Source organism: Actinophytocola xinjiangensis, from assembly GCF_001921215.1.
GTDB lineage: Bacteria > Actinomycetota > Actinomycetes > Mycobacteriales > Pseudonocardiaceae > Actinophytocola > Actinophytocola xinjiangensis.
This window is the reverse complement of sequence record NZ_MSIF01000032.1, coordinates 33,841-60,020: the sequence shown is the minus strand read 5'-3', so window position 1 is coordinate 60,020 and position 26,180 is coordinate 33,841. Positions and strand designations below refer to the sequence as shown.

The window sequence follows — 26,180 nt, the reverse complement described above, 5'->3', positions numbered from 1 at the left end:
AGAGGTGACCGCGTCGTGGACGGCCTGCCAACGATGAGCGAGGCGCCGACCGTGGAGTCGGACACCCCGGAGCTGTCCTACGAGCAGACGGTGCCCCGAGGGCTCGTCCACGTCCGGGCACTGTCCGAGGTGTTCATCACCGACTCGGTCCGGACCGGACCGGACCAGTTCGTGCTCGGGGCGCAGCTGCCCCGGGCGCACAGCATGTGGTCGGACCGGCTGCTGGCCGACCACGACCCGCTGGTGTCGGTGGAGGTCGGCCGCCAGGCGGCGTTCCTGATCGCCCACCGGTACTGCGAGGTCCCGGTCGGCACGAAGATGTTCCTGGAACGTCTGGACTTCCGGGTGCACGACCTGTCCGCGTTCGCCGACAACCGGCTCTCGCCACCGGAGGGTGTGGTGCGCGCGGAGCTGCTCGACCGCCAGGAGCGCGAGGGGTTCCTGACGGTCATGGAGTTCCGCGGCGAGCTGGAACTCGGCGGCCGGCTGGCGATGGAGGTCAGCGGCCGGATCCAGATGCTGCGGCGCGCGGAGTACGAGATCCTGCGCGCCCAGGGACGCGCCCGCAAACGGCTCGACGGCACGGGGAACCCGCTGCCGGAGCCGAGGCCGGCGGCGCCGTCCGAGGTCGGCCGGGCGGATACCCGCAACATGGTGATCCACCCGGCCGGACCACGGCGTTTCGCGCTGATCGTCGACGAGACCCATCCGGCGTACTTCGACCACCCGCACGACCACGTCACCGGGTCGCTGCTGCTGGAGATGTACCGGCAGGCCACGATCAGCGCGGCGCACCAGGCCGGTGCGCTGCCGGTGCCGGTCGCCGCCGTGACCGCCTGCCGGCTGCGGTTCCTGGAGTTCGCCGAGCTGGACGCGCTGACCGAGTGCGAGGTGTCGGTCGTCGGGACGTCCCCGGACGGGGTGGTCGAGGTGCACGCCACGCTGACCCAGCTGGGCGCGCGGATCGCCGACGCGGAGGTCGAACTGACCCCGCCGCTGCGGCCTTCCCTGTCCTGACACGTCACGCCGTGGCCGGGCGCCGCACCGTCGTGGTGCGGCGCCCGGTCACGTTCCGGCAACGAGGGTGAGCCGGCTGGAGAAGAGGTCCGGTGCGCACCCTTTACTGCCTAGGCCACGTCCGGCGGGACTCGCCACCATCGACGCCGAGGCACACCTGATGTTGCCGGATTTTCCCTCTATCGAGTGACAACCGGATCAGGGTGTGGCTACGAGTACCGCGTCCCGTAACCGTCCGTCCTCCGCCGGTTCGACCGTGCGCAGGTCCAGCAGGCAGCGGTCCCGTTCGACCCGGCCGACCACCGGTGGGTCCCCGGCCCGCAGCCGGGACGCGTACCCGGCGGGCAGGCTCACCGCCGCGCTCGGCAGTTCGACGCCCGGTGCCCCGCCGCCGCCGACCACGGCGACCGAGTCCACGGCCCGCGCGTCGACGCCTCGGTCCGCCAGCTCGCCGGCCAGCCGCGCCGCGCGGTCCCGCAGCCCGGTCGGCTCGGCCCGCAGTGCCGCGCGCACCGGCGGCGCCGGCCCGCGCAGGGTCGCCTCCAGCGCGGCCAGGGTGAGCTTGTCGACCCGCAGGGCGCGGGCGACCGGGTGCCGGCGCAGCGCCTCCACCAGGTCACGCCGGCCGAGCAGCAGCCCGGCCTGCGGGCCGCCGAGCAGCTTGTCGCCGCTGGCGGTGACCAGCGCCGCGCCCGCGCGCAGCAGGGTCGCCGCGTCCGGCTCGGCGGGCAGGACCGGGTCGGGGGCCAGCAGACCCGAGCCGATGTCGGCGACCACCGGCACGCCGAGTGCGGCCAGGTCGGCGACCTCGGCACCGGAGGTGAAGCCGGTGACCAGGAAGTTCGACGGGTGCACCTTGAGCACGAACCCGGTGTCCTGGCCGAGCGCGGCGGCGTAGTCGGCGACCGTCGTGCGGTTGGTCGTGCCGACCTCGCGCAGCCGGGCGCCGGTCGCGGCCAGCAGTTCGGGGAGCCGGAACCCGTCGCCGATCTCCACCAGCTCGCCCCGGCTGAGCACGATCTCCTTGCCGCCGGCCAACGCGGTGGCGCACAGCAGCAGCGCGGCGGCGTTGTTGTTGACCACGTGCACGGCCTGCGCGTCGGGCACCGCCTCGGCCAGCGCGCCGAGCGCGCCGCGTCCCCGGCGGGCCCGCCGGCCGGTGTCCAGGTCGAACTCGACGTCGGTGGTGCCGCCGGCAGCGTGCACCGCGTCGAGCGCGGCGGCCGACAGCGGCGCGCGGCCCAGGTTGGTGTGCACCAGCACGCCGGTGGCGTTGAGCACCGGCCGCAGGCCAGAGGCGGTGGCCGGCAGCGCGGCCAGCGCGTGGTCGGCGATCCGCTCGACGTCGACCTCGCCGGCCCTGGCCCCGGCCTGCGCGGCGGTCACGGCGGCCTTCACCAGCGGTGTGCCGATCCGCCGCGCGGCGTCGGCCAGCCGGGGGTCGGCGAGCAGGACGTCGGTACGCGGGATGCGCCGGCGGGGGTCAGTCATCGGCGGACCAGGGCATGGGTACATCGTGACAGCCATGACTGACGCGCCGCGCCTGACCCAGTACGCCCACGGTGGCGGCTGTGCCTGCAAGATCCCGCCGGGCGAGTTGGAGGAGGTGGTCCGGGGCCTGCGCGGCCAGGCCCGCGGTGACCTGCTGGTCGGTCTGGACGACGGCGACGACGCGGCGGTGGTGCGCCTGGACGCCGAGCGTGCGCTGGTCGCCACCACCGACTTCTTCACCCCGGTCGTCGACGACCCCTACGACTGGGGGCGGATCGCCGCGGCCAATGCGTTGTCGGACGTCTACGCGATGGGCGGGCGTCCGGTGGTGGCGCTGAACCTGCTTGGCTGGCCGAGGGAGGTGCTGGACTTCGCGCTGGCCGCCGAGGTGTTGCGCGGCGGTGCCGAGGTCTGCGCCCAGGCCGGCTGCCATCTCGCCGGTGGGCACAGCGTCGATGACCCCGAGCCGAAGTACGGCCTCGCGGTCACCGGCCTGGCGCATCCGGACCGGTTGCTGCGCAACGACTCCGGCCGTCCCGGTCAGCCGCTGTCGCTGACCAAGCCGCTGGGCCTCGGCGTGCTGAACAACCGGCACAAGGCGACCGGCGAGCGGTTTCCCCAGGCGGTCGAGGTGATGACCACGCTCAACGACACGGCCAGTGCCGCGGCCCTGGCCGCCGGCCTCACCTGCGCCACCGACGTGACCGGGTTCGGTCTGCTGGGGCACCTGCACAAGCTCGCGCGGGCCAGCGGGGTCACGGCCGTCGTGGACTCCTCGGCGGTGCCGTTGGTCGACGGGGCGCGGGAGTCGCTGCGCGCCGGGTTCGTGCCGGGCGGGTCGCGGCGCAACCTGGACTGGGTGCGTCCGCACGTCGGCCTGGACGCCGTCGACGAGGAGACCGCGCTGCTGCTGGCCGACGCCCAGACCTCGGGCGGGCTGCTGCTGGCGGGGGAGATCCCGGGGGCGACGGTGATCGGCGAACTGGTCTCGCGAGTGGACGGTCAGACGATCGTCGTGGCCTGAGCGAACCAGTGCTGTGCGGGAAACGGCGTATTTCCGATCACGGGAACACGTAATATATTTGCAATGCATAGCTGATTCTCGTCAGTGACTACCATACCTCTCCGGGAGGACCCCGTGGCGCTCGCGACCGGAGAGACGACCACCGTCGTGCACCGGGCACTGGACGGCCGGCGATACGAACTGACCGGCCCGCTCGACCTCGCCCAACCCTCCACCTCCTCGCTGCGGGTCGCCGTGCGCGGCCGCACCCACGAACTGGTCGCCGGGGTCAGCGGCCTGGCCGGAGAGGTCGCAGCAGCGCTCGGCGTCGCCGGCTTCGACGAGGAACTGCGCTTCGCCGGCGGCACCCTGCTCATCGGCCGGACCCGCCGCGTTGAGCCGGGATCGCGGATCACCGAGGACATCCTGCTGGCCGTGTGGCGCGGCCGGCGGCACTGCCTCGTCAGCCACTTCTACGGCGCCTCGACCGCCACCGCCGTGGACACCCTCGACACCCTGGGCATCACCGAACACGACGACGGCCTGGCGCTGGCCCCGGGCACCGGCGCCGCCGTGCTCGCCCCCGCGACCCTGGTCAAGGAGGTCCCGACGCTGGGCCTGCTGGAACTGACCGTGTCCAACGCCCCGCAGGCCACCCGCCTGCCAGCCTGGAAAGGCGTCCAGACCCGCTCCGGCGAGCTGTTCACCGACCGGCTCTCCAACGGCGACCCGTACTTCGTGCTCGCCGGCGCCGACGTCTGGACCACCGTGCTCCCGCTCGCCGACACCGACCTGGCGGCGCTCCCGGCCTTGGTGGACCGCCTCGGCGCGCGTCTGCTCGACGACCGGTGAGCCGCCGATGTTCCCGGTGAGCGTCGCGGCCTACGTCGTCGCCGCGATCCTGGTGACCGCCGTGGCCGAACGGGTCCGCGCCCCCGGCGCGCTGCCCGCCGCCCTCGCCGCGCACCGCGTCCTGCCGGCCGCCGCGATCCGCGTGACCGCCCTCGCGGTGACCGTCGCCGAGGCCGCGCTGGGCGTCGCCATGATCGCCGGGCTGGTGTTCGGGCCGGCGCCGCTGGTCCCGGCAGCCGCCGCGCTGCTGTTCGCCGGCTACGGCGCCTACTCCTGGCACGTCACCAGGACCGGCCGGGGCGGACCCTGCGGCTGCGGCGGAACCGAGGTCCCGATGGGCCCGTGGGTGACCGTCCGCGCGCTGGTCCTCGCCGCCCTGGCCGCCGGCACCGCCGTGGCCGCCGACACGGTGATCCCGCTGATCCCGCTGTCCCACGTCGACGAACGGCTCGTGATCGTGCTGCTGGCCGCCGGCACGTTCGCCACCCTGCTCTGGCACCTGCCGGCGGCGACCCGATCCCCGGAGGTGGCGAGATGAGTTTCCAGACCAGCGCGCTCATCGTGACCTGGGCGGCGTTGCTGCTGCTGGCGTTCGTGGTCGCCGGCCTGGTCCGCCAGGTGCACGCGCTGTCGGGCGGCACCCGGCCGGTGCCGGCCGGCTCGCGCCCCGGCGACCGCGCCGACCTCGCGCCGTTGGGCGTCAGCGCCCCGGCCGTGCTGCTGTTCCTGCGCTCGACCTGCCACACCTGCACCGAGGCGGTCGCCGAGACCGTCGACGCGGTGGGGGAGCGGCTGACGGTGGTCGCGCTCTACGAGTCCTCGGCCGCCGAGGTCCCGCCCGGCGTCCTCGCCCGCGCCGACCAGGGGCACCTGTTCGCCCCCTACGGCGCGCTCGCCACCCCGTTCGCGGTCCTGGTCGGCGAGGACGGCCGGATCACCGCCGCCGCGCCGGTCGGGTCGCGCGCGGCCGTACGCCAGTTGCTCGCCCCCGCGATGGAGGTTCGGTGAACAGCGATCAGGTTGTCGGGGTGCCGCCGCTGCGCGGCACCGACCCCGGGATGCCCGTCGAGGCCAGGACCCGCGCGCGCCGGCCGCGCTGGGCCGGCTGGGCACCGACCCGCCGCGCGGTACTGCGCGTGGGTGGCGTCGCCGGGCTCACCGCGCTCGGCGGCCTGTTCCCGTCGGTGCGCCGCGCGGTCGCCGACGGCTACGACATCTACCCCACCTGCCCGTCCTACGCCGCCGACCACGACTGCTCACCCGGTTGCGGCCCCAGCACGATCTTCGCCGACTCGTGCGTCACCTCAGGAGCCAACACCGGCTTCCACAAGAACGACCAGGTCACCTGGAAGCTGCGGCCCAACGCCTGCCTGTCCGGCAGCTACGACGGCTGGCTGTGGCGCTACGACCAGGCCTGCGGCGCGTGCTCGTGCCACATCGAACGCCGCTGCCACGACGGCTACCGCCGGACCGGCTCCGGCTGGGTCAACTCGATCTGCCGGTGGACCACCGAGTGCGGCTGCCCGTCCAGCGTGACCTGGCCGTCGGTGTCCTCCGGCGCGTCCGGCGCGACCGTCCGCGCGATCCAGTACCTGTTGGGCCACCACGGTTTCGTCCTCGACGTCGACGGCGCCTACGGCCCGCTGACCGCCCAGGCGGTGCGTGACTTCCAGACCTCGCAGGGACTGTCGGCCACCGGCTCGGTCACCTCGCGGACCTGGCCGGCGCTGGTCGTGAACGCGCGCCAGGGCGACAACGGCGGCCCCGTCCAGGCCGCCCAGGTGGAGCTGAACCGCTACGGCTACCAACTCGTCGTGGACGGCGCGTTCGGCGCGGCGAGCCTGGCGGCCACGACGGACTTCCAGCGGCAGAACAGGATCACCGCCGACGGGGTCGTCGGCCCGACGACCTGGCGGACCCTGACCGGCGGGGCCGCGTGACCCGGTTCCTCACCCATCCGGTCACGGCGCTGCTCCTGGCCCCGGCGGCGGTCGCGCTGGCCGTGGCCGGGTGGGCGGTCGCCGCGTGGGCGGTGCTCGGCGGGCTGGCCGGCTACACCCTGTCCGGCTCGGTTTGAACCAGGAACAGCGCCTTCGCGCTGACCTCGCCCGGGTGGCGGGGAGGGACCAGACAGGGCGCCGCGCTGGCGCTGTTCGACGTCGGGCTGGTGCTCGGCGCGGTGCTCAGCGCGCTGGTGCTGTGGGTGGTCAGCGGCCTGGTCCCGCCGGTCCCGGACACCGTTCTCGCGTCGGTCGTGGTCGCCGTGGCGGTGGCCGGGGTGGCCCGTGACGCCGGGCTGGTCCGGTTCCCGCTGCCGCAGAACGCCCGCCAGGTCCCGCGAAACGTGCTGACCGAGAACGTGGCGCGCGGGTCGCTGCGGTTCGGTTTCGAGATGGGCACCGGGGTGCGTACCTACGTCTCGTCCACGGTGCCCTACGTGCTGGTGGTCGCCCTGGTGCTGGCCGGGCCCGGCCTGCTCACCTCGGTCGCCGCCGGCGTGGGCTTCGGGCTGGGCCGCGCCCTGACCCCGACCGCCCGTTTCGCCAGCGGTGACGGCGAGACCTGGGACGGGCGCCTGCACACCCACCTGCGGACGATCAAGCTCGTCGCCGGCTCGGCGGTCGCCGCCGCGCTGGGGGTGTTGTTGTTCACCTGACCAGCCGGTGGAACCCCGCCGCGTGCAGCCGCCCGGTCCCGGCGACGTCCACACTGGTCCTGGCCAGTGTCCCGCCAGGGGAGGTGCCGCCGGTCACGACGGCCGCCAGCAGCAGCGGCATCAGCACCGTGCGCACCAGCATCGCCCACGGCGCCCGCGTCCCGACCCGTCCGCCGTCGGCCATCCGCACCAGCCGGGTGCCGGTGCTCACCCCGCCGAAGGCCCGCCCACCCCGGTAGCAGGCCAGCCCGTACAGCGCGGGCGCGAGCAGCAGGATCCCCAGGAAGGCCATGGCGATCGTGCCGCCGCCGAACCCGGCCGACCGGTCGGCCAGTGCCAGGGCCACCACCCCGATCACCGCCAGGAGCAGGAACACGACGAAGTCGAGGAACCAGGCCAGCAGCCGGCGGATCTCACCGGGCCGCACGTACAGGCCGCCGTCGGTGAACACCTCGACACGCGCGGCGACCTTCGGCCCGAGAACCCGCTCGACGTCGGCCCGCGCCCGTTCCAGATCGGTCATGGCCGGGAGCCTACGTGCGCCGGTACTGTGACCGCGTGTCTGGCGCAGAGTACCGGTCCCGGGTCCGTGGTTGCCTGCTCGGCGGCGCCATCGGCGACGCTCTTGGCCACCCCGTGGAGTTCTGGTCGGCCGACGTGATCCTGCGCGAGTACGGCCAGCCGGGTGTGCGTGACTTCCAGGGCGGTGGCTCGCCGGCCCCCGGCCTGATCACCGACGACACCCAGATGACGTTGTTCACGGTGCAGGGCCTGATCCGGGCGGGCATCCGCCGTGACCGGGGGCTGGGTCTCACGCTCGGGGTCGTGCACGAGGCCTACGACCACTGGCTGGACACCCAGCGGTTGTCCCAGCCGCCGCCCGGCGCGGTCGGCCCGCTTGGCCGCGCCGGCTGGCTCTACGCGCAACGTGCGCCGGGCACCACCTGTCTCGGCGCGCTGGGCACGGCTCGGGGCGGTGGCGAGCGGATCCGCCAGTACGGCGGTCAGGCGACCAACAACTCCAAGGGCTGTGGCGGGGTGATGCGGGTCGCTCCGATCGGGCTGCTGCCGCCGTCGATCGTCACCGCCGACTGGTGTTTCGACGCGGGTGCCACCGCCGCCGGCTACACCCACGGCCACCCCACTGGCAAGCTCCCCGCCGGGGTGCTGGCGCAGGTCGTGCACCACCTGGTCGCCGGTGAGGACCTCGACGCCGCCCTGGACGCGGCGATGGTGACGCTGGCCACCCACGAGTCCCACGAGGAGACCACCGAGGCGCTGCTGGCCGCCCGCCGGCTCGCCGCGCGGGGCGAGCCGACGGTGGCGGCGGTCGAGTCGCTGGGCGGCGGCTGGGTCGCCGAGGAGGCCCTGGCGATCGCCGTCTACGCGGCACTGTGCCACCCGGACTCGATGCTCGACGCGCTGTCGGTGGCGGTCACCCACGGTGGTGACAGCGACTCCACCGGCGCGATCTGCGGCAACATCCTGGGCGCCTGGCACGGCGAGGACGCGCTGCCGCCGCAGCTGCTGTTCCGGGTGGAGGGCCGGGCCACCATCGCCGAGCTGGCCGACGACCTCGTCCTGGAGTTCACCGCGTCGCAGCGGCTGCACGGCGATCACGGGCCGGACACCGGCTGGCGCGAGCGCTACGGCTGACCGACCGGCTCACGGTCCACAGCAGACGTCTCGACGATCTCCGGTTGGTCGTTCGCTTGCCGCTCAGTGGTTTCGGTGTCCGTCCATACCGGACCGTAGCGGCACATCAGGGCCGGGCCGCCAGCGTCGAGGTCTCCCAGGCGAACCCGTCGAGGTCGGTGAACGGCGCCCCGGTGCCGGCGATGGCGATCCGGTGCGAGCCGGATCCCTCCTGGTCGACGCCGGCGACCTTGGCCAGGGCGCGCCGCCGGTACAGGCCCAGCGTGATCGCCCCGGAGCCGGTCTCGAACTCGACGTACATCCGGCCGAAGCTCCTGGCCACCGGCAGGCCGTGCTCGACGTAGAACCGTTTGGCCGCACCGACATCCGCGCAGCCCAGCAGCAGCACGATCGACTCGACGTCGCGGGTGGCCGGTCCGGAGTCCTTCTTCGCCGAGGTCGCCACCTTCCAGATCGTCCCGTCCGGGGCGCGCAGAACCGCGCCGTAGCCCCACATCGACTTCTCGGCGGCCTTGAGCACGGTCGCTCCGGCCTCGGCGGCGGCGTCGGTGAGCAGGTTCACGTCGGCCGGCTGGGCGACGGTGAGGGAGAGGGTGAAGCCGCGGAACCCCTCGCTCGGTCCGGTGGCGGCCCGCAGGTTCAGTTGGCTGTCGAGCCCGAAGGCGTCGGCGTAGAAGCGGGTGGCTCCCACGGGATCGGTCACCTCAAGGGTGACGGCGTCGATGGCGGTCATGGGGGCAACGCTAGGCGCGGGCGGCCGGTCGGTGCTTCTCGATTCCTGATCGGTGGGCGCCCAGGAGCGGGTTGACGCCGGTGAGCCACGTCACCTAGCCTTGAAGGGGCGATTGAATCGTTTCAATCAACCTGCCGAGACCGCCAGCGCCGGAGGCTCGCATGCTCCCAGCCCGTTCCCTGCCGGGTCTGTTCCCCTTTCGTGTCAACCGTTTCCGCTCCACCCTGGTGCTCGCCGCCGTCCTGGCCCTGTGCGCCAGCCTGCTCGCCGCGCCCGCCTCGGCGGCCGGCTCCCTGCGCGTCGGTGGCCTGACCACCAACGGCCGCGTCGACCCGCTGGGCACCGGCGGCGGCGCACCCCAGTTCGGCTGGATGTCCACCTCGGACCGCCGGGACGTCGTCCAGGGCGCCTACCAGGTACGGGTCGGCACCCGGCCGGGCCGCGCCGACGTCTGGAACTCCGGCCGGGTCGCCTCGGCCAGCCAGGTCGACGTCCCCTACGCCGGCGCCGCCCTGCGCTCGGCGACCCGCTACCACTGGCAGGTCCGGGTGTGGGACGGCGACGGCCAGGTCAGCCCGTGGAGCGCCCCGGCGTGGTTCGAGACCGGCCTGCTGGCACCGGCGGACTGGACCGGGGCCCAGTGGCTGACCGACACCGACGAGTCGCTGCGCTGGACGGACTACACGGTGGACACCGAGTTCACCCTCACCGCGCTGGCCCTGGGCGTGTTCCTGCGCGCGGCCGACCGCGACGCGTACATGTGGCAGATCAACGTCGCCGACGGCACCGGCAAACCCAAGCTGCGCGTGCACCGGCTCACCGACGGCGCCTACGAACTCGTCGAGGTCGTCGACGTCTCCGCGGTCATCTCCGAACAGGACCTGCTCACCGGCCGCCACCACCTGACGATCTCGGTCACCGGGAACACCGTCACCACCGCCATCGACGGCACCGAGGCCGACAGCCGCGCGATGACCGACGTCGCCGCCGGCACCTTCGGCTACCGGGTCAACGTGTCCAACAACGCGCCGGAGCAGGCGATCGTGCACCGCGCGACGGTGACCGCCCCCGACGGCGCCACCCTCGCCGACGTGGACTTCGCCGACGGGCACAACCCGTTCAGCGGCGGCACGGTCGGCGACGACGGCCTGGCCCTGCTCAGCTCCACCGAGGCGTACTACTCGGCCAACACCAGCCTTCCCTTGTTCCGCACGGAGTTCACCGTCCCCCACGGCAAGGAGGTCGTCGCCGCCCGGGCCTACGGCGCGGCCAGAGGCGTCTACGAGCTGTCACTCAACGGCGAGAAGGTCGGCGACCACGAACTGGCGCCCGGCTGGACCGACTACCGCACCACCATCCAGCACCAGACCTACGACGTCACGCGTCAGGTTCGCCGTGGTGCCAACGCGTTCGGCCTGGCCCTGGCCCCCGGCTGGTACGCCGGACGGGTCGGCTACTACCCGAGCCCCGGCGTCTACGGCGCCACCCCGTCGGCCGTGGCCCAGCTGCGGGTGGACTTCACCGACGGCACCCACCAGTGGATCCGCACCGACGACGCGTGGACCACGGCCGGCGGCCCGTACGTCACCGGTGACCTCCAGGCGGGCGAGCACTACGACGCCAGGCTGGAGCACCCCGGCTGGTCCACCCCGGACTTCGACGGCACCTGGAGCCCCGCCGAGACCGCGAGTTCCGCCACGGATCTGTTGGTGCCCCAACCGGACGAGCCGATCCGCACGACCGAGGTCCTGACCGCCGTCGAACGCACCGAGCCCACGCCCGGCACGTTCGTCTACGACCTTGGCCAGAACATGGTCGGCGTCACCCGGCTGCGCCTGAGCGGGACCGAGGGGCGGACGGCCACCATCCGCCACGGCGAGGTCCTCAACCCCGACGGCACCCTCTACACCGAGAACCTCCGCGCCGCCAAGGCCACCGACCACTACACCTTCGCCGCCGACGGCACCGTCACCTACGAGCCGACCTTCACCCAACACGGCTTCCGCTACGTCGAGATCACCGGCGTCACCGCCCCGCCGGCCGGTGACGTCCACGGTGTCGTCTGGGGCTCGGACCTGCCGACCACGGGTTCGTTCCACACCTCCAACCCCATGCTCAACCAGTTGCAGAGCAACATCACCTGGGGCCAGCGCGGCAACTTCCTGTCCATCCCCACCGACACCCCCGCCCGCGACGAACGTCTCGGGTGGACCGGCGACATCAACGTGTTCGCCCCCACCGCGTCCTACAACCAGGACACCCGGGCCTTCCTCGCGAAGTGGCTGGCCGACCTGCGCACCACCCAGCGCCCCAACGGCGACTACCCGCCCTTCGCCCCCGAACCCACCGACAACGGCCCCGGCGGGGTGGGCTGGGCCGACGCCGGCGTGACCGTCCCGCACGCCGTGTGGAAGGCGTTCGGCGACACCGGAATCGTGCGGGACCACTACCAGTCGATGCGCGCCTTCGTCGAGTTCGTCCGCGCGGGAGCCGGCGCGGACCTGATCGACGACCGCCGGGGCCGGTTCGAGGACTGGCTCAACCTCAACGATCCCACGCCCGCCGGCGTCCTGGGGACGGCGTACTTCGCCCAGGACACCCGCATGCTCGCCGAGATGGCGGCGGCGATCGGCGAAACCGCCGACGCCCAGACCTACGAGGCGCTCTCCCGCGACGTGCGGGCCGCGTTCACCGCCGCCCACGTGGCCGCCGACGGCACGGTGTCGGGCAACAGCCAGACCGCCTACGCCCTGACCCTGGGCATGGACCTCGTCCCGGCCGAGCGCCGCGCGGCGGTGGCCGACCGGTTCGTGGCCAAGATCGAGGCCAGCGGCAACGCCCTGACCACGGGCTTCCTCGGCACCCCGTGGCTGCTGCCCGCCCTGAGCGGCAGCGACCACCTGGACAAGGCCTACGAGTTGCTGCTCCGCGAGGAGTACCCGTCGTGGGGCTACGAGGTCGCGATGGGTGCCACGACCATGTGGGAACGCTGGAACTCCATCAACCCGGACGGCTCGTTCAACGACCCGGGGATGAACTCCTTCAACCACTACGCCTACGGCGCCGTCGGCACCTGGATGTACGAGAACGTCACCGGCATCACCCCGCTGGAACCCGGCTACCGGGCCTTCCGGCTGGCCCCGACGCCCGGCGGTGATCTCACCAGCGCCACCGGCACCTTCCGGTCCGCCTACGGCCCCATCACCTCGACCTGGGAACTGACCGACTCGACCCTCACCCTCACCGCGACCGTCCCACCCAACACCACCGCCCAGGTCGTGATCCCCACGCCGTCCCCCCAGGACGTCACCGAGGGCCGGGCCAGGGCGACCGACACCCCCGGCGTCCACGAATCCACCTACGAGAACGGAACCCTGACGCTGACCGTCGGCTCGGGCCGCTACGAGTTCACCGCTCCTCGCCGCTGAGCCGGTCCGGGCCGGCGGTGGGAAACCGCCGTCGGCCCCGGACCGGACAACAACGAGCAGGAAGAAGAATCCCCGCTTAAAGTGATCAAATGGTCCAGGGATTCTCACGCGAACCCGGCACGCACGGCCCCTACACCGAGGTCCCGGAAATCCCCGCCGCCGGCATGCGCCGGATCATCCGCTGGGCCCTCACCATCGCCGTGGGCGGTTTCCTGTTCGGTTTCGACACCGGTGTCGTCTCCGGCGCGCTGCTCTACCTCCGCGACGAGTTCTCCCTCAACGCCTTCGAACAGGGCAGCGTGGTCAGCGTCCTGCTCATCGGCGCGGTCATCGGCGCCACCGCCACCGGCAGGATGGCCGACCACCTCGGCCGCCGCCGTAGCCTGGGCGTCATCGGCGGTGTCTTCCTGATCGGCACGGCCATGGTGTGCCTGGCCAACGGCTACTGGACGATCCTCGCCGGCCGGATCGTCCTGGGCCTGTCGGTGGGCGGCGCGTCGGCACTGGTCCCGGTGTACCTCTCGGAGATCTCGCCGACCAGGATCCGTGGCCGGCTGCTGACCCTGAACCAACTCATGATCACGGTCGGTATTCTCGTGGCCTATCTGGTGAATCTCCTGTTCTCCAGAAGTGGCGGCTGGCGGGAAATGTTCGCTGTCGGTGCCATTCCCGCCCTGGTTCTCCTCGTCGCCTCACTCTGGTATCTGCCGGAATCACCACAATGGCTGATCGCCCACGGCCACGCCGACGTCGCCCACCGGGGCATCACCGAGGTCGCCGGCAAGGACGCCGCCGACCGCCTGGTCACCCAGGCCAGGCAACGCATCGCCACCGCCAAGCTGGAACCCAGCGGCGACGGCACCAGCCTGCTGGCCCCCGACGTCCGCCCCGCGCTGATCGTCGGGCTCACCCTCGCCGCCGTCCAACAGTGCGGCGGCATCAACACGATCATCTACTACGCGCCCACGATCATCGAGCAGACCGGCCTGAACGCCTCGAACGCCATCTTCTACTCGGTGGCCATCGGCGTGATCAACCTGCTGATGACCGTCGTCGCGATCAAGCTGGTCGACCGGCTGGGCCGCCGCCCGCTCATCCTGATGTCGCTGGGCGTGATGGCGGTGTCGGTGTTCCTGCTGGGACTGTCCTTCATGGTCGGGATGACCTCGGTCCTGACCCTGCTGTTCATGGTCATCTACATCGCCGCGTTCGCCGGCGGCCTCGGGCCGGTGTTCTGGACGCTGATCGGCGAGATCTTCCCGCCGGGCGTGCGCGCCAAGGGCTCCAGCGTCTCCACCGCCGTCAACTGGATCGCCAACTTCGTCGTCAGCCTCGCGTTCCTGCCGCTGGCGACCTCCCTCGGCCAGGGCCAGACGTTCTGGATCTTCGCGGTGATCTGCGCGGTGGCCCTGGTGTTCGTCAGCCGCTACCTGCCCGAGACCCGCGACCGGGACCCCGAGCAGATCGAGCGGGCCCTGCTGGCCCGCTTCGGCCGGCGCGGCGCCACGCGCGACACGACCGGCTGAGAACCGTGTGCGGCGGCGCGTGTCACACGATCGAGGGGACGCGGGCGGCGATCGCTGACGGAACCGGTCACTACCGACAGTATTCGGGGTCATGAAGCCCGTTGTCCGTCGTGTCCTGACCGCCGTCCTCGGCCCCGCGCTGGCCGTGACCGTCTCGGCCGCCCCCGCCGTCGCCGTCGCCGCCGAACCGTACTGGTTGACCCACACCGCCGCCTTCGCCCCGCCCGGGCCGATCTCGTGGACCGCCACGACCTACGACCTGGACGCGGTACCCACCGGCGGCGGGATCAGCGTCGAGGAGTACGTCGACGGCGACCGCACGGCCGTGCGGCTGTCGGTGTCCGGCCTGCGGCCCGACCGCGAGTACGGCGCGCACGTCCACACCGGACGGTGCGGGTCGCTGCCCGAGGACGCCGGCCCGCACTACCAGGACCGGCCCGACCCGGTCCAACCCTCGGCCGACCCGGCCTATGCCAACCCGGACAACGAGGTGTGGCTGGACCTCACCACCGACGCGCGGGGCGCTGGCTCGTCGTTCGCCACCCAGAACTGGCGGTTCCGGGCCGGCGAGGCCCGCTCGGTGGTCCTGCACGACGAGCACACCGCAACCGGGCCGGAGCACGCCGGACAGGCCGGTGCCCGCCTGGCCTGCGTCACCGTCCCCTTCACTGACGACGAGTGACGCTCGGCCGGGTGACTCCGGTGGCCGTGCTCCGGCAACCGCCGTCAGGCTTCGTTCGACCGTAGGAATCCTTGTTACGAAAGGAACCTGATGTCGAACGTAACCGGTCTGTGGTCCCGGATGTTGGTCACCGCGCTGTCGGCGGCGACCGTGGGTGCCCTGGCCGCCGCGCCGAGCGCGGCCGATTCGCTCGTGGAACCGCTGACCGACGAGGAATGGGCCGCCCACGTCAAGCTGGTCGACGAGAGGGTCGCCGAGGCCATGGACGAGGGCCTGGCCACCGATGTCACCTACACCGTCAACGGTGACGGGCAGACCTGGTTGCCGGACCGGGTCGCGCAGCAGGAGAAGATCGCCGACGAGTTGTACCGTCGCGGCGAGCAGGTCCCGGAGGAGGGCGAGGCCCTGTTCACCGGCGGTCTGCCGGGCGCGGGCAAGACGACCGCGTTGAACCAGAACCAGGACATCGACGCGTCGCAGTACCTGGTGCTCAACTCCGACGACGCCAAGGAGAAGCTGTGTGAGGCCGGCATGATCCCCGAGGTCGAGGGGATCGCGCCGATGGAGGCCGCCGACCTGATCCAGCGGGAGTCCTCGCGGATCGCCGAGATGGTCGCCGAGCGCGCCGCCGCCGAGCGCAAGAACGTCATCTGGGACACCACGATGGGGTCTGTCGCGTCGGTGGACGGCAAGCTGGCCACGCTCAAGGACGCCGGCTACCAGCAGTACTCGGCGCTGTTCCTGGACGTGCCGATCGAGGTCAGCCTGGAGCGGGTCGACCAGCGTCACCGCGAGGGCTACGAGAAGTTCCGCAACGGTGACACCTGCGAGGGCCGGCACGTCCCGGAGCGGATCATCAAGGCCCAGATCGACCGCGAGTACTCCAGTGCGAACCGCCGGGTGTTCGAGGAGCGCAAGACCGAGTTCGACCGCTGGTACCTCTACGACGCCACGGACATGCCGGCCGTGCTCGTCTCGCAGAACAGCTGAGGTCAGTACGCCCCGCTGACGGCCGCCGCGATCCGGCGGTGGCCCTCGGGCGTCGGGTGGACGTCGGTGTGCGAGCAGAAGTAGGTCAGCTCGCACACCGACGTCACCGGTGCCGGGACCCCCGCGCCGGTCAACGCCCCGTACCCGCCGGTGGCCTCGGTGACGTCGACGAACGTCGCGTCGATCTTCGCGTACTCGGCGGCCAGCACCGGGTTGAAGAAGTCCCGGAACAACACCACCGACTGCCGCGCCAACGCCTGTCCGTCGGGGAAGTCGGGCGAGCCCCAGGCACCGAGGAACACGTCCGGATAGGTCAGTCCGACGATCGGCGCGTCCCCGGCGGCCTCCCGCAGCGCGGGCAGCGTCTCGGCCAGGTTCGTGCGTACCTCGCCCACCGCCCCGGCGGCACAGCCCACCACGTCACCGGCCTCGACGCACGGGGCAAGGTCGTTGCCGCCGATGACGACGGTCACCAGCCCGACCCGCCCCTCGTGGGCCCGCAGCACCTCGATCGCCTCGTCGATCTGCGTGCGCCCGGCGGGGTCCGGCGCTCCCGGCCCCCGGTTGCCCGGCGAACACCCCGGCCGTTCCCGCACCGACGTGGACGTCGCGCCGCTGCACGCCACGTTGACCAGCCGCAGCCCGGTCCGGCGGGCCACCAGGTAGGCGAACCCGTCCCGGCTGGTGCCGGCGGGGACACCGCCGGCGGCCGGCCGGTACCCGGTGGCGTAGGAGTCGCCGACCGACACGTACACCTGCTCACCGGCCGGTTGGGTCGCCGGTGGCGCCGGCTCGCTGGTGGGGGCCGGGTGTTCCCGGGGTCGTTCCCCGGTGCACGCCGCCACCAGGGCCACCACCAGCGCCGACACCACCGCGAGGCGAGCTGTGTTCACCCGGCCAGGGTACGGACGCCGCTGGTCAGGGCTTGAGCCGTGGTGCCGGCTCCCGGTCGACGACCGTGTGCAGGACCTGCTGCTGGACCAGCGTCCACACGTTGCTGGCCGCCAGGTACACCAACACCCCCAGCGGCACCGGGAACAGCCAGGCCGACGCCACCAGCCCCACCGGCGCGAGGTACATCATGGCCCGGGTCACCGCGGCCAGTCGCGGGTCGGCGTCGGCGGGGTCCTGGCGCCGCAGGCCAAGGCGGATCGACAGGAACGTGGCCAGCCCGGCGAGGACCGCCACCGGCACCGCGACGAGCGCGAGCTGGGCGTGGCCGGTGCCGGCGGCGGCCAGGTCGCCGGCCGACTGGCCGAGCCACACGCCCAGCCGGGCGCCGAGGACGTCGGCGTGCAGGAACGACCAGATCCCGTTCTGGTCGAAGACCTGGTTGGACTCCGCGCCGGGGGCGAACCCGCGCAGGACCCAGTACAGGCTGAGGAAGACCGGGATCTGGACCAGGGCGGGCAGACAGCCGGCGAGGGGACCGGTGCCGGTGGAGGCGTGCAGCTTCTGGATCTCGGCGGCCAGGCGGGCGCGGTCGTCGCGGTGACTTTCCCGCAGGCGGCGGATCCTGGGGGCGAGCAGGCGGGCCACCCTGGCCGCGCGGACCTGCCGCAGGGCCAGACCGACGAGCAGGGCGCGGACCGTGCAGACGAGCAGGACGATGGCCACCACCCAGGCGAGGCCGCCGTCGGGGTCGGTGAGGGCGCCCACCGACCAGTGCCAGAACCAGAACACGGCTGAGACAGGAAAGAGCAGGATGTCGAACATGGCGGTACTCCGTCGGTGACCGGGGGATCAGGGCAGGCCGGGGTCACTGCCTGATCCGCGGGGTCAGGTCAGGCAGCGGGCCTGACTGACGGAGCACGGGGACGGGTACGGCCGGGCGCGTCGGGGTCCCGCAGCCGGACGGTGCTGGTGAGACGGGCACGTTCGCGCAGGGAGACGGTGCGGACGCTGGCCGGGGTGACGGTGGGTGCCAGCCGCACGACCACGACGGCCGCGACACCGATGGCGGTGGCCAGCCCGGCGGTCAGCGCGGTGGCCAGGGCCAGCGGGCCGTGGGCCGTGGCGGGCAGCGCGAGCAGCAGCGCCGGGAGCAGGAACGCTGCCAGCAGCCGCAAGCGGAGGCCCGTCGGATGCACGTCCTCACCGTACCCGCCGGCGGGCCGGGCCGGTGCCCTGCCCGCCGACGGCACAGCCACGATCGAGCGAACCACTGCCGTCGCGGCATGTCCGTAGGGAATCCTGGAAGGCATGGCGGATCGGGAGGTGCGGTACCGCGCGGCCGGCACGGACGACGCCGCCGCGGTCGCCGGCCTGCACGCGGACAGCTGGCAGCGCCACTACCGGGGCGCCTACGCCGACACGTTCCTCGACGGCGAGCCCACCGGCTTCCTCGAACCCTGGTGGACCGGACGGCTCGCCCAACCACCCGCCCACGCCAGAACCATCCTCGCCGAGTGTGACGACCAGCTCGTCGGGCTCGCGCACACGCTGCTCGACGAGGACCCCGACTGGGGCGCGCTGGTCGACAACCTCCATGTGCGGCAGGGGTTCACCGGTCAACGCATCGGCACCCGGCTGCTCGAACTGACCGCGCTGGCCGTGCGCCGCTGGTCGCCGCTGTCGGGCATGTACCTGCTGGTGCTCGAACAGAACACCGCCGCCCAGGGCTTCTACTCGGCCAGGGGCGGCGCCCGCGTCCAGCACCTGGACGTACCACCGCCGGGCGGGAACCCCGCCCACCTCACCGGGAAACCGATGTGCTTCCGGATCGCGTGGCCGGCTCCGCTGCGGGTCCGTCATGATCGAGACGGCGAGGGAGCAGCAGCGGGGTCGCCAGGATGAGCACCCCGGCGATCGCGACGGCCACCCTCGGGCTGGTGAGCTCGGCGACCAGCCCCCACAGCGCGGTCAGCGTCGCGATGGTGACGCTGCTGGAGATCGACCACGCCGACAGCGTGCGGGCGATCCGGTCGTCGGGCAGCTGCTCCAGCCGGTAGGTCGCCAGCACCGGCGCGAACACGCTCACACTGGCGATCAGCCCGAACTGCACCACGATGACCAGCACGATCCCCGCCGCGCCCGGCGTCACGAACGCCAGGCCCAGCGGCCAGCACACCCGCGCCACCCCCGCGGTGCGCAGCACCGCGTGCCGCCCGTACCGCGCGACCAGCGGCCGGGCCAGGCGCGAGCCGACCAGCCCACCCAGGCACGGCGCGGCGAACGCGAGCCCGTACTGCCACGGCGCGAACCCCAGCTCGTCGAGCAGGAGGATCGCCATCAGCGGCTCGGTCGCCATGATCAGCGCGTTGACCAGCAGCGCGTTGGCGAACAGCCGGCGCAGCGGCCGGTGGCCGAGGATGAACCGCCACCCGGCGACCAGCTCACCCGGGTGGCGGCGCGCCGGCCCACGGCGGGCGGGCCGCGTCTCCCGCCCGCCGATCGCCCCGATCCCCAGCGCGGACAGCAGGTAGCTGACCGCGTCCGCGACCACCGTGACGACCGGGCCGAACAGCCCGATCGCCGCCCCACCCAGCGGCGGGCCGAGCATGGTCGCGCTCCAGGTCGTCGACTCGAACCGGCCGTTGGCGACCAGCAGGTCCTCCCGGCGCACCAGGGTCTTGAGGTAGGCGCCGCTGGCCGAGGTGAAGGCGATCTTCGCCGCCGCCACGACCACCGACACCACCACCAGCTGGGCGAAGGTCAACCAGCCGAACGCGTAGGCCACCGGCACGCTGGCCAGCGCCGCGAACCGCGTCAGGTCGGTGGCCACCATCACCGGCCGCTTGCGCCGGAACTCCACCCACGGCCCGAGCGGCACCGCCAGCGCCGCCCCCACCAGCAGCCCGGACGCCGACAGCAGCGACATCTCCACCGGCCCGGCGTGCAGCACCAGCACCGCCACCATGGCGAACGCCCCGAACCCGAACCCCGAACCGTAGGCGCTGACCGCGTACGCCGCCCACAACCACCCGAACCGCCGTCCCAACCCCCGTCTCGTCACCCGGCCATCCAAGCCGACCGGGTCTCAGCCCCACTTCCTGACCTGCGGCGCCCCCGCCCCCTCCAGCTCGTTGATCGCCTTGGTGACCTCCTGCTGGAACTGCGCCGGGGTCAGGTTGGGGCCGTACTTCTCGTAGATGTCCATCCCGACCTTGACCGTGATCTTGTCGCCCTCGTCGGTGTTGCCGGCCAGGACCGGGACCTGCGCGCCGTTCTCCAGCTCCCACCGGGAGATACCGGCCGCGCGGCCGACGTAGCCGTAGTGGATGTTGGACCAGATGTCGTAGGACACGGCACGTTTCCCGTTGGGGTCCTTCAGATAGGTCTCGTTCAGCGTCTCCAGGCCGTAACGGTCGGCCAGCAGCGGCTTGTGGTCCCACGGGCGGTTCGGCGCCACCATCGCCGCCCACATCGCCAGGCCCTTCGCCCGGTCGAGCGGATTCTTCGAGTCCATCAGCTCCCGGATCCGCGCGACCGTGGCGGAGTCGGAGTTGCGCATCATCTCGTCGAAGATGTAGCCCTGCGCGCCGGTGAAGTTGCCGGCGCTGCCGGCCTCCCACGCCCCGGCGAGCGTGGTGTGCGCGGGGGCGGTGAAGTTGTGCTTCTGCCCGCCGAGGTTCACGTGCAGCGCCCACGCCGCGGTGTCGTCGGCCTCGGTCGCGTTGGCGCGGGCACGCTCGATACGCTTCTGGATCTCCTGGATCCTGGCCCGGTAGTCGCGGCAGGCCTCGTCCCAGGACTGCTTGCCGCGCCAGGTGTTCATGTCGTTCTCCACCGGCAGCGGCCCGGAGACCTCGCCCTTGGCGTCCACGGTCAGGCCCAGCGCCGGCGCGTCCTGCCCGGCGATGCGGCGCAGTTCGTCGCGTTGCGTGACGAACCGGCCGTGTGCCTCGCGGAGGATGTCGCGGATGCCGGTCGCCTCCTTGACCGCGTCCCCGAACTCCTTGCCGGTCTCGGCGATGAACGCCGTCGCCGCCGTGGCGTCGGTGCCCGACCAGGACTTCAGCGGACCGGCGACGGTGTCCCGGAGTTCCTCGCCCAGCGGCCCGACCTTGGCGATCATGTCGGTCCACTCGTCCACATTGGCCTGGAGCTTGTCGACCGGGGCGTTGTAGAGGCTGTCGTAGCTCAGCACGGTGTTCCCTACTGGAAGTACTTCGAGATGTCGGCCATGCGCATCTCGTTGTCGTTCTCGTTGAGCCGGTGACCGTCCGCGCTGGCCGTGAGGCTCTGCTCGATCCGGTGGCAGGCCTGGATGAGCGTGGTCATCTGCGAGTACCACAGATCGCCGGTGATCTTGAGTGACCGGCCGAGCTGGAAACTCTCCTGGCTCAGTGCCGCCGAGGCGGCGTTGGTGGTGTCGTCGGCCAGGCGCCCGTCCCGGTTGAGCATCCCGAGCACCTCGCCGGCCGCCCCGGCGGCCTTGTTCAGCACCGCCGGGTCCACCTCGATCCCCGCCGACCCCTCTGGCACCACGAACCCCCTGTGTCGGTGTTGAACCGGTCACGACCAGCCTGCTCCCGGGGCCGCACACGGTCCGCACACGCGGTGCACAAGGCCCGCTAGCGTAGGGGCGGTGACCGGTCAGTTCAGCACGCTGCTGCGGCGGCTTCGGCGCCAGGCGGGGATGACCCAGGAGCAGCTCGCCGAGCGTTCCGGTGTCGGTGTGCGCACGATCCGTGGCTTCGAGACCGGTGAACGGACCGACCCCCGGCTGGCCACCATGCGCCTGCTGGCCGACTCCCTTGGCCTGCGCCCCGACCAGCGCGACGAGCTGCTCGCCACCGCCATGCGGCCAGGGGCCGGCGGGTCGTCCGCGCCCACCGGCCCGGTCCCGCGTCAGCTGCCTGCCCAGCCGGCCGCGTTCGTCGGCCGCGAGCGGCAGCTGGCGGCGCTGTCGTCGTCGGCCGGGACCGTGGTCGTCGGCGGTGGCGGGGGAGTGGGCAAGACCTGGCTGGCGTTGCACTGGGCGCACCGGCACCTCGCCGACTACCCGGACGGGCAGCTGTTCGCCGACCTGCGCGGCTTCAGCCCGGACAGCGAGCCGCTGCCCACCGACGTGGCCGTGCGCGGGTTCCTCGACGGTCTCGGCGTGCCGGCGGCGAGGGTCCCGGCCGACCTGCCGGCCCAGACCGCGCTGTACCGCAGTCTGGTCGCCGGCCGGCGGATGCTGATCGTGCTGGACAACGCGGCCAGCGCCGACCAGGTCGTCCCCCTGCTGCCCGGCGGCGACTCCTGCACGGTCCTGGTCACCAGCCGCCGGGCGCTGACCGGGCTGGTCACCCGGCACAGCGCCCACCACCTGCCGCTGGACCTGCTCGACACCGGCGAGGCCCACACCCTGCTCGCCGGACGCGTGGGCGGTGACCGGGTGGCCGCCGAGCCCGCCGCCGTGGCCCAGCTGGTGGAGCTGTGCGGCGGCCTGCCGCTGGCGCTGGGGATCCTCGCCGGCCGCGCCAGCATCAACCCCGGCGTGCCGCTGGCCGAACTGGCCGCCGAACTGCGCGAGGCCGGCCTGGCCGCGCTGTCCGACGAGGACCCGGCGGCGAGCCTGCCGGCCGCGCTGTCCTGGTCACACCGCGCGCTGCCGCCCGACCAGCAGACCCTGTTCGAACTACTGGCGATCGCCCCCGGCGCCGACATCACACCGGCCGCCGCCGCCAGCCTCGCTGGTATGTCGGGGGCCGACGGGGCTGGTTCGCGGCCGGCCGCCACCGCTGGTCTGCCACCGGCTGGGACCGACCTCACCGGCCTGCCGCCTGCGGCGGGGACCGGTCTCACCGGCCTGCCGCCTGCGGCGGGGACCGGTCTCACCGGCCTGCCGCCTGCGGCGGGAACCGGTCTCACCGACCTACCGCCTGCGGCGGGAACCAGCCCCACCGACCTACCGCCTACGGCGGGAACCAGCCTCAACGGCCGTCCGCCTGGCACTGCCGCTGCCTCGCCGGAGGCTGCCGTCGCCGCCCCGCCGGAGGCCGCTGGGACTGGCCTCGCCGCCCCGCCGGAGGTCGCCGCCGCTGGCCTCGTTGGTCTGCCGCAGGCCAAGGCGTCACTGGCCGAACTGGAACTGGTGTCGCTGGTGAGCCGAGACGGGCGGGGCCGCTACGCCATGCACGATCTGATCCGCCGCTACGCGACCGACACCGCCGCCCGCCGCCAGTCACCGGAGGCGCTGGCCGCGGCCCAGCGCCGCATCGTCGACTTCTACCTGCACACCGCGTACGCCGCCGACCGCCTGCTGGACCCCCACCGTCCGCCCGTCCCCCTGGACCCGCCGGTGGCGGGCTGCCACCCGCTCCCGTTGCCCGACCACGCCACCGCCCTGGAGTGGCTCGACGCCGAACACGCCACCGTACTGGCCGCCCAACACACCGCCGCCGTGCGCGGCTGGCACCAGCAGGTGTGGCAACTGGCCTGGACACTCGGCACCTACCACGACCGCCGGGGCAGGGCCCACGACCGCCTGGCGGTCTGGCGCGCCGGCCTGGCCGCCGCCGACGCCCTCGCCGACCCCGCCGCCCAGATCCGCGCCCACCGGGTCCTCGGCTACGCCCACGCCGAGGTCGGCCAACACGACCGTTCGATCGAGCACCTGGGAAGGTCCCTGACCCTGGCCGAGACCCAGCGGGACCGGACGAACCAGGCCCACACCCACCGCATGCTCGCCCGAGCCTGGGGCCAGCGCGGCGACCACCGCCAGGCCCTCGACCACGCCACCGACGCCTTCGCCCTCTACGGCGAGCTGGACAACGCCGTGTGGGAGGCCGAAGCACTCAACGAGATGGGCTGGCACGCCGCGCGACTGGGCGAGTACCAGCGGGCACGTGAACACTGCACCGCCGCCCTGACCCTGCACCGCCACCACGACAACCCCGACGGCGAGTCCTACGCCCTCGACAGCCTCGGCTACGTCGCCCACCACACCGGCGAGCACAGCCAGGCCGTCGACCACTACCGCCAGGCCCTGGCCCTGCTACGCGACCTCGGCTACACCTACGAAATCGCCAACACCCTCAACGGCCTCGGCGAGTCCCACCTGGCACTGGGCGAAGCCGCTGAGGCCCGCGCGGCGTGGCAGGAAGCCCTGGACCTCTACCAAACCCAACAACGCCCGGACGACGCCCATCGACTGAGGGCCCGTCTGGACGCTCTCGGTTGAGTTCCCGCCTGGCCGCGGGTTTCGGCAGCGCGACCGGACCGGGTGATCCGGGGTCGGCCACAGGCCAGGGTGACGGCTCTGGTCCCGACCCGACCCGACCCGACTCCTGGCGCCGGCCATGCCCTGGTGACGGCGGCATGATCGGCAGGGGCCACACCGGGCTGTCGCGACGTGGCGTCATCGGTCCGGGCCACGGCTCGCTCACGGTGACTTGTCCACACCCCGGCCTCGACCGCGCCAGAACTGTCGGTGTCTCTCGCTACGCTGGAAAGCGGGGGGCCCCCGCGGGCCCGAGGGGAGAGCACGGGGGCGCGGCGGGTGTGGGGATCAGTTTGGCACGGCGACGGGGTGGGTCTGGTCAGCGTCTGATGCCCGGATGCCCGGATGCCGAGGTTTCGGGTTTCGGGCGGCGGATGCTGGGTGCCGGGTTCCGGATGCCGGGGTGCCGGAAGCTGGGTGCCGGATGGCGGATGCTGGGTTTCGGGTGCGGGGTGCGGGGTGCGGGGTGCGGGGTGCGGGGTGCGGGGTGCGGGGTGCGGGGTGCGGAGTGCGGAGTGCGGGGTTTCGGGTGAGGTGCCGGATGTCGTGCGTCCGTGCTGGGCGTCGGCGTGCCGGTGTGCCGGGTGCCGGGCGTGTCGGGTGTGCCGGAGGCCCTACATCGGGTGCCGTACTTCGGGCGGCGGGTGTCGGGTGTCGGGTCTTGGTGTCGGGTTCGGGGGCGGGTTCGGTCGCCGTTCACTGGTCTGTGCGGTGGTGGGCGATGTAGTCCGGGTCGAGGGTCCAGCCCAGGCCTGGGCCGTCCGGTAGGCGCAGGGTGCCGTCGCGGAGGGGGTGGCGGTTGGCGACGAGGTTCCACCAGAACGGGTCGCGGTCGGGGTGGAAGCATTCGACGTAGGTTCCGTGGGGTTGGCTGGCCAGGAGGTGGCCGGCGATGTGGGGTTCCTCGTGGTGGGCGACCTGCACGTCGTAGGTGTGGGCGACGGCGGCGGTGCGGCGCCACGCCGTGGGGCCGCCGGACCAGGACGCGTCGAAGTTGCACACGTCGATGGCACCGGCCTCCATCAGGTCCCGGCAGCCGGCGGGGGAGTGTTCGCTCTGGCCGGCGCACACCGGGATCGTGGCGCCGTGCCGCACGTCGCGCAGGGAGCGGCGGTCGTTGGGCCAGCGCACGGGTTCCTCGAACCAGCGAATGTCCAGGTCGGCGATCCGGCGGGCCAGGTCGAGGGCCTCGGTCACCGTGTAGCCCTGGTTGGCGTCGACGGCGATCACGAAGTCGTCGCCGGCGGCGGTGCGGGCCTCGGTGACGCGGGCGGCGTCCTGTTCGGGGGGCAGGCCGCCGACCTTGAACTTCACGCCCGCCAGGCCCATGGCGCGGTACTCGGCGATCTCCTCGGCGATCCCCGACGGACCGCCGTAGTAGCCGCCGATGACGATCATGGGCAGGGCTGAGCGGTAGCCGCCCCACAGGCGCCACAGCGGCTGGCGCAGCGCCTTGCCGACGGCGTCCCAGATGGCCGAGTCGACACCGGCCAGGGCCACCAGGCCGAGGCGGCGGTCACGCAGGATGTCGAAGGTGGCGGGGAACGCGCTTTCCCAACATCTCTCCACGGCGAAGGCGTCGGCTCCGACAAGGCGGGGGGCCAGTTCGCGGTGCACGATGTCGGCCAGCGCCGGCAGGACCTTGTCCTCGTCGCCGACGTAGGCCTCGCCGGTGACGCCCTGCTCGGTGATCACCCGGGTGATCAGCGTCGCCCGGTGGGTCATGGCGTAGTTGCTGCCCCGGTAGGTGCGTGGCAGCGCCGCCACCACCGGGACCGTCTCGATGGCGCGAATGGTCAACGGGCCGGCGCCGGTGAACTGATCAGAGAATTGATCAACGAGTTCGTCGGACACGCCGCTCTCCCGCTACTGGAATCGTTTCCGGTAAATGGTCACATGGGAAAAGGCCACGGGTCAACTGTCCTTGACTTGTCAGATATCCGCCTGCCAGATTGGCATTGGTAAGGTTTCCAGGATCCCCGGCGGACGGTGAG

The 26,180-nt window shown here is 72.8% G+C and carries 25 protein-coding genes; 15 read left to right on the top strand and 10 right to left on the bottom strand.

Translation table 11 applies throughout. The features are described 5' to 3' along the window. Positions 1 to 15: 15 nt before the first annotated feature. On the top strand, positions 16 to 1,017 hold the full coding sequence (locus tag BLA60_RS37445; RefSeq protein ID WP_154814865.1) for a ScbA/BarX family gamma-butyrolactone biosynthesis protein: 1,002 nt from the start codon (positions 16 to 18) through the stop codon (positions 1,015 to 1,017). Positions 1,018 to 1,215: 198 nt separating this feature from the next. Here BLA60_RS37445 and selA read toward each other — a convergent pair whose 3' ends face one another. Continuing rightward, positions 1,216 to 2,508, bottom strand: a complete 1,293-nt coding sequence (gene selA / locus BLA60_RS37440) for an L-seryl-tRNA(Sec) selenium transferase (protein WP_075137821.1) — start codon at positions 2,506 to 2,508, stop codon at positions 1,216 to 1,218. A 34-nt stretch (positions 2,509 to 2,542) separates the two neighbouring features. Between selA and selD the strand changes: the two genes are divergently transcribed. The 7 genes from selD to BLA60_RS37410 all read left to right on the top strand — a co-directional run bounded on the left by selD (position 2,543) and on the right by BLA60_RS37410 (position 7,019). Continuing rightward, positions 2,543 to 3,532, top strand: a complete 990-nt coding sequence (selD, locus tag BLA60_RS37435) for a selenide, water dikinase SelD (RefSeq protein ID WP_075137820.1) — start codon at positions 2,543 to 2,545, stop codon at positions 3,530 to 3,532. A 114-nt stretch (positions 3,533 to 3,646) separates the two neighbouring features. Then, positions 3,647 to 4,363 carry a hypothetical protein gene (locus BLA60_RS37430; RefSeq protein ID WP_075137819.1) on the top strand — a complete coding sequence of 239 codons (717 nt, stop codon included), beginning with the start codon at positions 3,647 to 3,649 and terminating at the stop codon, positions 4,361 to 4,363. A gap of 7 nt (positions 4,364 to 4,370) precedes the next feature. After that, positions 4,371 to 4,901: a MauE/DoxX family redox-associated membrane protein gene (locus tag BLA60_RS37425; RefSeq protein ID WP_075137818.1), complete on the top strand. Its 531-nt coding sequence runs from the start codon at positions 4,371 to 4,373 to the stop codon at positions 4,899 to 4,901. Then, a complete protein-coding gene (locus BLA60_RS37420; RefSeq protein ID WP_075137817.1) occupies positions 4,898 to 5,371 on the top strand; it encodes a hypothetical protein in 474 nt (157 codons plus the stop codon). Before BLA60_RS37425 ends, BLA60_RS37420 begins: the two co-directional genes overlap by 4 nt. After that, complete coding sequence (locus BLA60_RS37415; protein WP_075137816.1) at positions 5,368 to 6,303, top strand: peptidoglycan-binding domain-containing protein; 936 nt, start codon at positions 5,368 to 5,370, stop codon at positions 6,301 to 6,303. Before BLA60_RS37420 ends, BLA60_RS37415 begins: the two co-directional genes overlap by 4 nt. After that, positions 6,300 to 6,440: a hypothetical protein gene (locus tag BLA60_RS44455; protein WP_162293070.1), complete on the top strand. Its 141-nt coding sequence runs from the start codon at positions 6,300 to 6,302 to the stop codon at positions 6,438 to 6,440. Before BLA60_RS37415 ends, BLA60_RS44455 begins: the two co-directional genes overlap by 4 nt. Positions 6,441 to 6,530: 90 nt before the next feature. After that, positions 6,531 to 7,019, top strand: coding sequence for a hypothetical protein (locus tag BLA60_RS37410; protein WP_084735937.1), 489 nt, complete (start codon positions 6,531 to 6,533; stop codon positions 7,017 to 7,019). Here the strand turns inward: BLA60_RS37410 and BLA60_RS37405 are convergent. After that, positions 7,012 to 7,542, bottom strand: coding sequence for an RDD family protein (locus BLA60_RS37405; RefSeq protein ID WP_075137814.1), 531 nt, complete (start codon positions 7,540 to 7,542; stop codon positions 7,012 to 7,014). The genes BLA60_RS37410 and BLA60_RS37405 overlap by 8 nt on opposite strands. Before the next feature lie 35 nt (positions 7,543 to 7,577). Here BLA60_RS37405 and BLA60_RS37400 point away from each other — a divergent pair, with 35 nt between their 5' ends. Next, on the top strand, positions 7,578 to 8,675 hold the full coding sequence (locus tag BLA60_RS37400; RefSeq protein ID WP_154814864.1) for an ADP-ribosylglycohydrolase family protein: 1,098 nt from the start codon (positions 7,578 to 7,580) through the stop codon (positions 8,673 to 8,675). A gap of 106 nt (positions 8,676 to 8,781) precedes the next feature. On the opposite strand, the gene BLA60_RS37395 is transcribed toward BLA60_RS37400, so the two are convergent. Continuing rightward, positions 8,782 to 9,408: a VOC family protein gene (locus BLA60_RS37395; protein WP_075137812.1), complete on the bottom strand. Its 627-nt coding sequence runs from the start codon at positions 9,406 to 9,408 to the stop codon at positions 8,782 to 8,784. A 161-nt stretch (positions 9,409 to 9,569) separates the two neighbouring features. Here BLA60_RS37395 and BLA60_RS37390 point away from each other — a divergent pair, with 161 nt between their 5' ends. From BLA60_RS37390 to BLA60_RS37375, 4 genes are all read left to right on the top strand, one after another. Beyond that, positions 9,570 to 12,836 (top strand): glycoside hydrolase family 78 protein, encoded by a 3,267-nt coding sequence (locus BLA60_RS37390; RefSeq protein WP_084735936.1) that lies wholly within the window; start codon positions 9,570 to 9,572, stop codon positions 12,834 to 12,836. An 89-nt stretch (positions 12,837 to 12,925) separates the two neighbouring features. Beyond that, positions 12,926 to 14,362, top strand: a complete 1,437-nt coding sequence (locus tag BLA60_RS37385) for a sugar porter family MFS transporter (protein WP_075137811.1) — start codon at positions 12,926 to 12,928, stop codon at positions 14,360 to 14,362. Between the two features lie 91 nt (positions 14,363 to 14,453). Then, entirely contained in the window at positions 14,454 to 15,044 is a 591-nt protein-coding gene (locus BLA60_RS37380) for a superoxide dismutase family protein (RefSeq protein ID WP_084735935.1), read from the top strand. 90 nt (positions 15,045 to 15,134) lie between these two features. Then, on the top strand, positions 15,135 to 16,034 hold the full coding sequence (locus tag BLA60_RS37375) for a zeta toxin family protein (protein WP_075137810.1): 900 nt from the start codon (positions 15,135 to 15,137) through the stop codon (positions 16,032 to 16,034). A gap of 2 nt (positions 16,035 to 16,036) precedes the next feature. Here BLA60_RS37375 and BLA60_RS37370 read toward each other — a convergent pair whose 3' ends face one another. The 3 genes from BLA60_RS37370 to BLA60_RS37360 all read right to left on the bottom strand — a co-directional run bounded on the left by BLA60_RS37370 (position 16,037) and on the right by BLA60_RS37360 (position 18,124). Next, positions 16,037 to 16,927: a GDSL-type esterase/lipase family protein gene (locus tag BLA60_RS37370; RefSeq protein ID WP_084735932.1), complete on the bottom strand. Its 891-nt coding sequence runs from the start codon at positions 16,925 to 16,927 to the stop codon at positions 16,037 to 16,039. A 25-nt stretch (positions 16,928 to 16,952) separates the two neighbouring features. After that, entirely contained in the window at positions 16,953 to 17,750 is a 798-nt protein-coding gene (gene yidC / locus BLA60_RS37365; protein WP_075137808.1) for a membrane protein insertase YidC, read from the bottom strand. A gap of 68 nt (positions 17,751 to 17,818) precedes the next feature. After that, a complete protein-coding gene (locus tag BLA60_RS37360; protein WP_075137832.1) occupies positions 17,819 to 18,124 on the bottom strand; it encodes a DUF6412 domain-containing protein in 306 nt (101 codons plus the stop codon). Positions 18,125 to 18,236: 112 nt separating this feature from the next. Between BLA60_RS37360 and BLA60_RS37355 the strand changes: the two genes are divergently transcribed. Next, positions 18,237 to 18,830: a GNAT family N-acetyltransferase gene (locus BLA60_RS37355; RefSeq protein ID WP_075137807.1), complete on the top strand. Its 594-nt coding sequence runs from the start codon at positions 18,237 to 18,239 to the stop codon at positions 18,828 to 18,830. Here BLA60_RS37355 and BLA60_RS37350 read toward each other — a convergent pair. From BLA60_RS37350 to BLA60_RS37340, 3 genes are read right to left on the bottom strand one after another with little or no spacing between them, the layout of a single operon-like run. Then, on the bottom strand, positions 18,730 to 19,989 hold the full coding sequence (locus BLA60_RS37350) for an MFS transporter (RefSeq protein WP_075137806.1): 1,260 nt from the start codon (positions 19,987 to 19,989) through the stop codon (positions 18,730 to 18,732). The genes BLA60_RS37355 and BLA60_RS37350 overlap by 101 nt on opposite strands. A 24-nt stretch (positions 19,990 to 20,013) precedes the next feature. Beyond that, positions 20,014 to 21,123, bottom strand: a complete 1,110-nt coding sequence (locus BLA60_RS37345) for a polymorphic toxin type 44 domain-containing protein (RefSeq protein WP_075137805.1) — start codon at positions 21,121 to 21,123, stop codon at positions 20,014 to 20,016. A gap of 8 nt (positions 21,124 to 21,131) precedes the next feature. Continuing rightward, on the bottom strand, positions 21,132 to 21,461 hold the full coding sequence (locus BLA60_RS37340; protein ID WP_154814863.1) for a hypothetical protein: 330 nt from the start codon (positions 21,459 to 21,461) through the stop codon (positions 21,132 to 21,134). A gap of 103 nt (positions 21,462 to 21,564) precedes the next feature. Between BLA60_RS37340 and BLA60_RS43980 the strand changes: the two genes are divergently transcribed. Then, positions 21,565 to 24,147: a tetratricopeptide repeat protein gene (locus tag BLA60_RS43980; protein ID WP_075137803.1), complete on the top strand. Its 2,583-nt coding sequence runs from the start codon at positions 21,565 to 21,567 to the stop codon at positions 24,145 to 24,147. 735 nt (positions 24,148 to 24,882) lie between these two features. On the opposite strand, the gene BLA60_RS37330 is transcribed toward BLA60_RS43980, so the two are convergent. Further along, positions 24,883 to 26,040, bottom strand: coding sequence for a mandelate racemase/muconate lactonizing enzyme family protein (locus BLA60_RS37330; protein ID WP_211288986.1), 1,158 nt, complete (start codon positions 26,038 to 26,040; stop codon positions 24,883 to 24,885). Positions 26,041 to 26,180: the final 140 nt, after the last annotated feature.

What these genes read in the sequence shown, in the direction of transcription:
- BLA60_RS37355 (WP_075137807.1), top strand. Translation starts at nt 18,237, where the DNA reads ATGGCGGATCGGGAGGTGCGGTACCGCGCGGCCGGCACGGACGACGCC.
- yidC (WP_075137808.1), bottom strand. Translation starts at nt 17,750, where the DNA reads ATGTTCGACATCCTGCTCTTTCCTGTCTCAGCCGTGTTCTGGTTCTGG.
- selA (WP_075137821.1), bottom strand. Translation starts at nt 2,508, where the DNA reads ATGACTGACCCCCGCCGGCGCATCCCGCGTACCGACGTCCTGCTCGCC.
- BLA60_RS37390 (WP_084735936.1), top strand. Translation starts at nt 9,570, where the DNA reads ATGCTCCCAGCCCGTTCCCTGCCGGGTCTGTTCCCCTTTCGTGTCAAC.
- BLA60_RS37395 (WP_075137812.1), bottom strand. Translation starts at nt 9,408, where the DNA reads ATGACCGCCATCGACGCCGTCACCCTTGAGGTGACCGATCCCGTGGGA.
- BLA60_RS37405 (WP_075137814.1), bottom strand. Translation starts at nt 7,542, where the DNA reads ATGACCGATCTGGAACGGGCGCGGGCCGACGTCGAGCGGGTTCTCGGG.
- BLA60_RS37375 (WP_075137810.1), top strand. Translation starts at nt 15,135, where the DNA reads ATGTCGAACGTAACCGGTCTGTGGTCCCGGATGTTGGTCACCGCGCTG.
- BLA60_RS37420 (WP_075137817.1), top strand. Translation starts at nt 4,898, where the DNA reads ATGAGTTTCCAGACCAGCGCGCTCATCGTGACCTGGGCGGCGTTGCTG.
- BLA60_RS37385 (WP_075137811.1), top strand. Translation starts at nt 12,926, where the DNA reads ATGGTCCAGGGATTCTCACGCGAACCCGGCACGCACGGCCCCTACACC.
- selD (WP_075137820.1), top strand. Translation starts at nt 2,543, where the DNA reads ATGACTGACGCGCCGCGCCTGACCCAGTACGCCCACGGTGGCGGCTGT.
- BLA60_RS37380 (WP_084735935.1), top strand. Translation starts at nt 14,454, where the DNA reads ATGAAGCCCGTTGTCCGTCGTGTCCTGACCGCCGTCCTCGGCCCCGCG.
- BLA60_RS37425 (WP_075137818.1), top strand. Translation starts at nt 4,371, where the DNA reads ATGTTCCCGGTGAGCGTCGCGGCCTACGTCGTCGCCGCGATCCTGGTG.